The organism is Streptomyces misionensis (genome assembly GCF_007896895.1).
Classification (GTDB): Bacteria; Actinomycetota; Actinomycetes; order Streptomycetales; family Streptomycetaceae; genus Streptomyces; species Streptomyces misionensis_A.
Map to the genome: position 1 here is coordinate 1 of NZ_VOGW01000010.1, position 7290 is coordinate 7290.

Below are 7290 nucleotides of genomic sequence, written 5' to 3' on the forward strand. Positions count from 1 at the left end.
TCGCCCGTTCCCCCGAGGCGATCGTCGGTGCCCTGGTCCTGGTGCTGCTGCCGCTGCCGTCCGGGCTGCGGGCCCGGGTGGAGGACGCTGTGGTCGCCCGCTCCGCCCGCGGCCGGCGCGCCGGCGCGCGGCTCCCCCAAGCGGCCCTGCCCCTCGCCCGCACCGCCCACCCGGCCCCGGGCACGGAACCGACCTCCCCCGGCACGACCTCCTGGCGCCCCCACCCCTTCCACGCACCGCACAGCTGGCAGCGGGCGTAGCGGCCCGACGGCACCCGTGTCCGCGCCGGTCGCCGCGCGGGTCCCACGGCGGCCGGCGCGGCCGGGGTGCGTGTCCCGGGCGACCTCAGGACACGGGCCGGGCCCCGCGGGGCGTGCCGGGTGGCGTCGTTCGGCCGGGTCCTCAGCCCTGGAGCAGGATGACGTCCCGTTCGGCCGTCGCGTGGAAGAGCGGCAGGGGGATCAGGCCCTGGGCGCGCAGTTCCATCAGTGTGGCCTTGACGTGGGCGCCGCCGGGCACGAGGTTCTCGCTCGTCACCCGGCCGGAGTTGGCCCAGCCGTGGGTGAGGCCGTCGCAGCGGGCGATGCCGCCGCCGATGCCGTGGCCGACCCGCGGGTCGCGCTGACCGACCGAGGACGTGGTGAAGACCGGGCCGGTGGCGCCGGTGCAGCGGTAGGTGCCGGTCAGCGTGAGAGTCCCGTCCGGGGCGAGCCGGCCCGTGGAGTCGACGGTGACGAACTCGCCGGGGCCGGCGCCGGCCGGGCCGACCGCGGTGACCAGCAGGGCCGCGGTGCCCAGAACCGCGGCGAGGGCGGAGCGTGCACGCATTGATACCTCCAGGTTTGTACCGTTTTGGAGGTCTCCACTGGTACCGGGCGCCCGCACCGCCGAGCGTGACCGTCACCCCAACGGTGGCGCGTCACCGGCCCTGGCTACGGGAGGGCGGCGAAGGCCACCGGCTACGGGAGGGCGGCGAAGGCCCCGGCTACGGGAGGACGGCGAACCCGTCCAGCTCCACCAGCGCCTGCTCGTCCCACAGCCGCACCACCCCGACCACGGCCATCGCGGGATAGTCCCGGCCCGCCACCGCCCGCCACAGGCGCCCCAGCTCCCGGGCCTGTGCGCGGTACGCGGCGACGTCCGTGGCGTAGACGGTGACCCGCGCGAGGTCGGCGGGGGTGCCCCCGGCCGCGCGCAGGGCGGTGAGCAGATTGCCGAGGGCCCGTTCGAACTGCTCGGCCAGCGTGCCCCCGGCGATCTTCCCCTCGGCGTCGAGCGCGGTCTGCCCCGCGAGGAACACCACCCGGGACCCGGTCGCGACGACGGCGTGCGAGAACCCCGTCGGCGGGGACAGCTCCGCCGGGTTGACGCGCTCCACCGAGCCGGCCCGCTCGTCCGTCACCGTTCCTCCCGGTCGCTCTCGGCGTACAACTCCTTGGCGATGATGCTCCGTTGGACCTCGCTCGCGCCTTCGTAGATACGCGGCGCCCGCACCTCGCGGTAGAGGTGTTCGAGTAGATGGCCGTGGCACAGCGCGCGGGCGCCGTGCAACTGGACCGCGGTGTCGACGACGTACTGCGCCGTCTCGGTGGCGAGCAGCTTGGCCATCGCGGACCGCCGGGGCACATCGGCCGCCCCCGCGTCGTAGGCGGTCGCCGCCGCGTACACCATCAGCCGGGCCGCCTCGGTGCGCAGCGCCATCTCCGCCACCTGGTGGGACACCGCCTGGAGGTCCATCAACCTGCCTGTGAACGCCTCCCGTCGCCGGGTGTGCTCGACGGTCGCGTCCAGCGCCGCCTGCGCCATCCCGACCGCGAACGCCCCGACGCTGGGCCGGAAGAGATTGAGGGTGCCCATGGCGACGGCGAACCCCCGGCCGACCTCCCCGAGGACGTCGCCGGCACCGACCGGCACGCCGTCGAAACGGAGCGCGCCGATGGGGTGCGGGGAGATCATCTCCAGCGCCCGGCCGGTGAGTCCGGGCCGGTCCGCGGGGACGAGGAACGCCGTGACCCCCCGGGCGCCGGCCCGGGGGCCGGTGCGGGCGAAGACGGTGTAGAAGTCGGCCTCGGGCGCGTTGGAGATCCAGCACTTCTCCCCCGTGAGCCGCCACCCGCCCGCACCGTCCGGCTCGGCCGCGAGGGCGAGGGCCGCCGCGTCCGAACCGGCCCCCGGCTCGCTCAGCGCGAACGCCGCGACCGCACCGCCGTCGGCGACCCGGGGCAGCCACCGCTCGCGCTGGGCGGCACTGCCGTACGCGTGCACCGGATGGGCCCCGAGGCCCTGGAGGGCGAGCGCGGTCTCGGCCTCGGTGCAGCCCTGCGCCAGGGACTCCCGCATCAGGCACAGATCGAGCGCCCCGGACGTGAACAGCCGCTCCAGCAGGCCGAGTTCGCCCAGCTCGGCGAGGAGCGGCCGGTTGACGCGGCCGGGGGCGGCCTTGTCGGCGAGCGGGCGCAGCCGTTCGGCGGCCAGGGCGCGCAGCTCCGCGCACCAGGCGAGCCGCCGCGGGTCGAGCGAGAATGCGGGCACCGCCGGTCCTCCCTCCGGGACGGACCACGGCGACCGTCCCCACCCCTCGACGTTATCGCGCACAGTTGACTGCCGTCATCAACACGATACGCTCCAACGACGAGCCCGCCAGGAATGCCCGTCCGGACGTCCGTCACGGCAAGGGGGCGAACCGCCCATGCATCTCTCGGCCCACGTGGACACCTTCGCGCGCGACCATCTGCCGCCCCCGCAGGAGTGGCCCGAGCTGCGCTTCGACCTCCCGGAACTGCGTTACCCCGCCCGGCTGAACTGCGCGGCCGAACTCCTGGCCGGCCCGGACGCGTCCCGCCCGGCCTTCCGCACCCCGGACGGCCCGGCCTGGACGTACGGCGAGCTGCGCGCCCGCGTCGACCGGATCGCCCACGTCCTCACCGGCGAGCTGGGCGTGGTCCCCGGCAACCGGGTCCTGCTGCGCGGCCCCACCACGCCCTGGCTCGCGGCCTGCTGGCTGGCGGTGCTGAAGGCGGGCGCCGTCGCGGTCACCGTGCTGGCCCAGCAGCGCCCGCACGAGCTGGCCACCATCTGCGAGATCGCCCAGGTGGGCCACGCCCTGTGCGACGCCCGCTCGGTGGCCGACCTGGCGAGGGCGGCGATCCCCGGGCTGCGCGTCACCACGTACGGCGCCGACACCCCCGACGACCTCCTGCGCCGCCCCGCGCCCGGCACCCCGTACCCGGCCGTCGACACCGCCTCCGACGACGTCGCCCTGATCGCCTTCACCTCGGGCACCACCGGCCGGCCGAAGGGGTGCATGCACTTCCACCGGGATGTGCTCGCCATCGCCGACACCTTCTCCCGGCACATCCTGCGCCCCCGCGCCGACGACGTGTTCGCGGGCAGCCCCCCGCTCGGCTTCACCTTCGGCCTCGGCGGCCTGGTCGTCTTCCCGCTGCGGGCCGGCGCGAGCGCGCTCCTGATGGAGCAGTCCGGGCCCCGCCGGCTCCTGCCCGCGATAGCCGAACACCGGGTCTCGGTCCTGTTCACCGCCCCGACCGCCTACCGCGCCATGCTGGACGAGCTGGACGGGTACGACGTCTCGTCGCTGCGGCGCTGTGTGTCGGCCGGCGAGAACCTGCCCGCGGCCACCTGGCGGGCCTGGCACGAGCGCACGGGGGTGCGCGTCATCAACGGCATCGGCGCGACCGAGCTGCTGCACATCTTCCTCTCCGCCGCGGACGAGCGGATCAGACCGGGCACCACGGGGCTGCCGGTGCCGGGCTGGCAGGCCCGGGTGCAGGGCCCGGACGGCACCGAGCTGCCCGCCGGCGAACCCGGGCTGCTGGCGGTGCGCGGCCCCATCGGCTGCCGCTACCTCGCCGACCCGCGCCAGCGCGACTACGTGCGCGACGGCTGGAACATCACCGGCGACACCTACGTCCGGGAGCCCGACGGCTACTTCCGCTATGTGGCCCGCGCCGACGACATGATCATCTCGGCCGGTTACAACATCGCGGGCCCGGAGGTGGAGGACGCCCTGCTGCGTCATCCGGACGTGCTGGAGACCGCGGTGGTCGGCCGTCCCGACGAGGCCCGCGGCCAGGTGGTGGTCGCCTACATCGTGCTGCGCGACGGCGCCCGCCGCGATCCGGAGCCGCTGCGGGCGTTCCTCACCTTGGAGCTGGCGCCGTACAAGTGCCCCCGCGAGTTCGTCTTCCTGGACGCCCTGCCCCGCACGGCCACCGGCAAGTTGCAGCGGTTCCGTCTGCGCAACCCTGGTGACCAGCAGTGATACCGACGACCTAAAATGATCAACGTGTCCGACCAGCGCGCACCCAGGTCCCTCATCGTCACGCTCTACGGCGCGTACGGCCGGTTCATGCCCGGCCCGGTGCCCGTCGCCGAGCTGATCCGGCTGCTGGCCGCGGTCGGCGTGGACGCGCCCTCGGTCCGCTCCTCGGTGTCCCGGCTCAAACGGCGCGGCCTGCTGCTGCCGGCCCGCACCCGGACCGGCGCGGCGGGCTACGAACTCTCGCCCGAGGCGCGGCAGTTGATGGAGGACGGCGACCGCCGCATCTACGCCGCCGCGCCGCCGGAGGACGCGGGCTGGGTACTCGCGGTCTTCTCGGTGCCCGAGACGGAACGGCAGAAGCGCCACGTCCTGCGCTCCCGCCTGTCCGCGCTCGGCTTCGGCACGGCGGCGCCGGGCGTGTGGATCGCCCCCGCGCGGCTGCACGAGGAGACCGAACACACCCTGCGCCGCCTCCACTTGGACCCGTACGTCGACTTCTTCCGCGGTGCGCACCTGGGCTTCGCGCCCACGGCCGAGGCGGTGGCGCGCTGGTGGGACCTGCCCGCGATCGCCCGGGAGCACGAACGTTTCCTGGACGCCCACGCGCCGGTCCTGCGCGCCTGGCAGGAGCGCCCGGACACCCCGCCCGAGGACGCCTACCGCGACTACCTCCTCGCCCTGGACTCCTGGCGCCACCTCCCCTACACCGATCCCGGCCTGCCCGCCCACCTCCTGCCGCCGTCCTGGCCGGGCCTGCGCTCGGCCGAGGTCTTCAGGGCCCTGCACGACCGACTCCGGGACGCGGGCGCGCGGTTCGCCCTCCCGGACGCGTGAGGCAGCCCCGTCGCGCGGGCCCGGGTCACAGCGCGGGCGGGGTGTCGCCCTTCTCGTGCACGGCCAGGTCGGTGCCGGACGCCCCGACGGCGCCGATCGCATCGAGCACGTCAGCGTGAGCACGGTGCCCGAGGCGACGAGTTGGACGTGCAGGTGGTCCGTCGTACGGGGGCCAAGTACTGCTGCGGCATGATCTATGAGGACGGCGAGTCCACCTGTCTCAGCTGCGGGGATCCGCTGTAGCCCTGCCCCGCTCGGGCGGCGGCCGCTCAGGCGCGGCGACTGGTCGCGGAGATGTCCTGGCGCGCCTCGCCGGACCACAACGGTGAAACAGTGACAGGTCCGCCGCGTCCGCTCGCTGTCGCGATGGTCCCGTGCCCGATCTGGAGGGCGTCGAAGCAGAGACCCGCCCGAAACCGGGATTTGCGGTGCGAGCGCCGAGGAAGAGTCCATCTGACCGGCCACCACTTCGGGATGAGGTTTCAGATGGATGATCCAGAACCCCCCGCCACAGACGAGGGGCTCGTCCCCCACATCCGCACGTCAGTCCTGTTGGCGAGCCTCCTGGCCACTGCCGCCGGGCTGCTCCTCTACGCACTCGACATCCCCGGCGACGACATCTATCTCTTCGTCGCCGGCCTCAGCGGCGGTGCGTCCGTGGCCGAGGCGGCCGAGGCGCTCGAGCGTCGCGACGCAGCCCGGGAACACAATGAGGTGCTCCGCAGAAACCAGGAGTTGCAGGACCGGGTGAGCGCGCTCAACAAACAGATCCGCACCATGCGCGAACCCGCATTGCGGGCCGCGGCTGCTATCGGATCCGCGTTCGTCATGCGCAACACCAACCCGGATTCCGAAGATGCCGTCTTCCTGGGCGTCTCCGACGAACTGCGCGCCGCCCACGACGTGAACGACACATACGGCATCTGCCGGGCCATGAAGACCCGCTGGGGAACGCACGCAAGCGAGTCCTTCATGCTGGGACGGCAGCTCACCGGTGGCCTGGGCGACCCGACGCTCCTCGCACAGGAAGAGACGCGCTCCCTGATCCGCGACCGGCTCGGCCTCCGCACCGATGACACAGCACTTGTCGCGGCGGTGGATCTGGCCTTGCAGGCCCAGGTGGAACCGGGGGCACTCATGCGGTACGCGGGTCAGGTTCTGCGGTACATCACGATGGACAGTACGTCGGTCAAGGCGAAGCAACTGCGTGCGCGGCTGGTGCGCGGCCACGAAGGCCTCGAAGAGGACGGGCCGACCACGGGAGACGATTCCGATTCCGACTTCCGCCGACAGCTGGCCATCCTTGTGGCCGCCGGAGTTCATGAGAATGATCCGGACGTTCGGCTCTTCCTCGGCGTGCTCTCCCAAGACACGGAGATGGTCGCCGAGGCGATGGCGAGCGGGGCCAACCCGAACGTCCCTGACATCGAGATCCTCCGCCGGCACCGCAGCGTGCTCGATGCGGCTGAGTGAAAGGAGGCATCGACCTGCCTGACGTGCGACACCCTCGCTGGCCAGGCCGCGTCGAAGGCCGGCCGGCGAGGCTGCCGACGAGGAACGTTCGGCCGTCAACAGACAGGCCCTGTCCGACCTTTGCCTACGCCGAGCCGACCGGCCTGTGCGTCGTCCACGAACCGGGAACCCCCTGCCTGAAAGGCGAGTTCGACGGAGCCTTCCTGCGCTGCGCGGCACGGGGCGTGTGGTTCGCGCTCCTCCCCCTCGCACGGTTCGCCTTCGCCCGCCGGTATCGCCTGCGCGGTGAGGCCCGGGGCGTCGTCCCCCGGCGCGGCAGGTGGGTCCGCGTGATCGTCGCGGCCACCACTGTGATCACGACAGCTCTGGTGGTGTCCTCCGATCGCTGGAAGACGTCGCACGTGCATTGATCGGCACGACCTCCCGACGGGAGAACAACGAACCGCCGGTCGCCTGACCCCCTGCCTTTGCGAGGTGTTGGCCGACGTCATGGCCTCGCCCGGCCCGGTCGGCTGCGCGGTCCCGTCGCCCGGCCCGGACGCGTGGACCAGCCCAGGCTGACGGCGGCCGGCCCCCGGGTCAGCCGCCGCGACCCCGTACAGCCCCACCCTCCCCCGGCGGGTTGGGGCGTACCCGGCATGAACCCCCCGCTCTCGGTAGCATCCCACGGCCAGGCAACACGCAAGAACCGTGCCCCGACA

At 73.6% G+C, this 7290-nt stretch carries 6 protein-coding genes and 1 pseudogene; 4 read left to right on the forward strand and 3 right to left on the reverse strand.

The window, feature by feature from the left end:
• Positions 1-260, forward strand: a pseudogene (locus FRZ03_RS39965) (hypothetical protein); the annotation flags it as partial.
• Positions 261-402: 142 nt separating this feature from the next.
• On the opposite strand, the gene FRZ03_RS01750 reads toward FRZ03_RS39965, so the two are convergent.
• From FRZ03_RS01750 to FRZ03_RS01760, 3 genes are all read right to left on the reverse strand, one after another.
• A complete protein-coding gene (locus FRZ03_RS01750; RefSeq protein ID WP_146463327.1) occupies positions 403-828 on the reverse strand; it encodes a DUF6299 family protein in 426 nt (141 codons plus the stop codon).
• Between the two features lie 157 nt (positions 829-985).
• On the reverse strand, positions 986-1402 hold the full coding sequence (locus FRZ03_RS01755) for a RidA family protein (protein WP_146463328.1): 417 nt from the start codon (positions 1400-1402) through the stop codon (positions 986-988).
• Positions 1399-2532, reverse strand: coding sequence for an acyl-CoA dehydrogenase family protein (locus tag FRZ03_RS01760; protein ID WP_146463329.1), 1134 nt, complete (start codon positions 2530-2532; stop codon positions 1399-1401). Before FRZ03_RS01760 ends, FRZ03_RS01755 begins: the two co-directional genes overlap by 4 nt.
• A 157-nt stretch (positions 2533-2689) precedes the next feature.
• Between FRZ03_RS01760 and FRZ03_RS01765 the strand changes: the two genes are divergently transcribed.
• The 3 genes from FRZ03_RS01765 to FRZ03_RS01780 all read left to right on the forward strand — a co-directional run bounded on the left by FRZ03_RS01765 (position 2690) and on the right by FRZ03_RS01780 (position 6589).
• A complete protein-coding gene (locus FRZ03_RS01765) occupies positions 2690-4282 on the forward strand; it encodes an AMP-binding protein (protein ID WP_146463330.1) in 1593 nt (530 codons plus the stop codon).
• Positions 4283-4297: 15 nt separating this feature from the next.
• Complete coding sequence (locus FRZ03_RS01770; protein ID WP_146463331.1) at positions 4298-5116, forward strand: PaaX family transcriptional regulator; 819 nt, start codon at positions 4298-4300, stop codon at positions 5114-5116.
• 486 nt (positions 5117-5602) lie between these two features.
• Positions 5603-6589, forward strand: coding sequence for a hypothetical protein (locus tag FRZ03_RS01780; RefSeq protein WP_146463332.1), 987 nt, complete (start codon positions 5603-5605; stop codon positions 6587-6589).
• The last annotated feature ends 701 nt before the right edge of the window (positions 6590-7290 follow it).

Excerpts from the sequence above, each read along its gene's own strand:
- FRZ03_RS01780 (WP_146463332.1), top strand. The coding sequence starts at position 5,603 with ATGGATGATCCAGAACCCCCCGCCACAGACGAGGGGCTCGTCCCCCAC.
- FRZ03_RS01750 (WP_146463327.1), bottom strand. The coding sequence starts at position 828 with ATGCGTGCACGCTCCGCCCTCGCCGCGGTTCTGGGCACCGCGGCCCTG.
- FRZ03_RS01765 (WP_146463330.1), top strand. The coding sequence starts at position 2,690 with ATGCATCTCTCGGCCCACGTGGACACCTTCGCGCGCGACCATCTGCCG.
- FRZ03_RS01770 (WP_146463331.1), top strand. The coding sequence starts at position 4,298 with ATGATCAACGTGTCCGACCAGCGCGCACCCAGGTCCCTCATCGTCACG.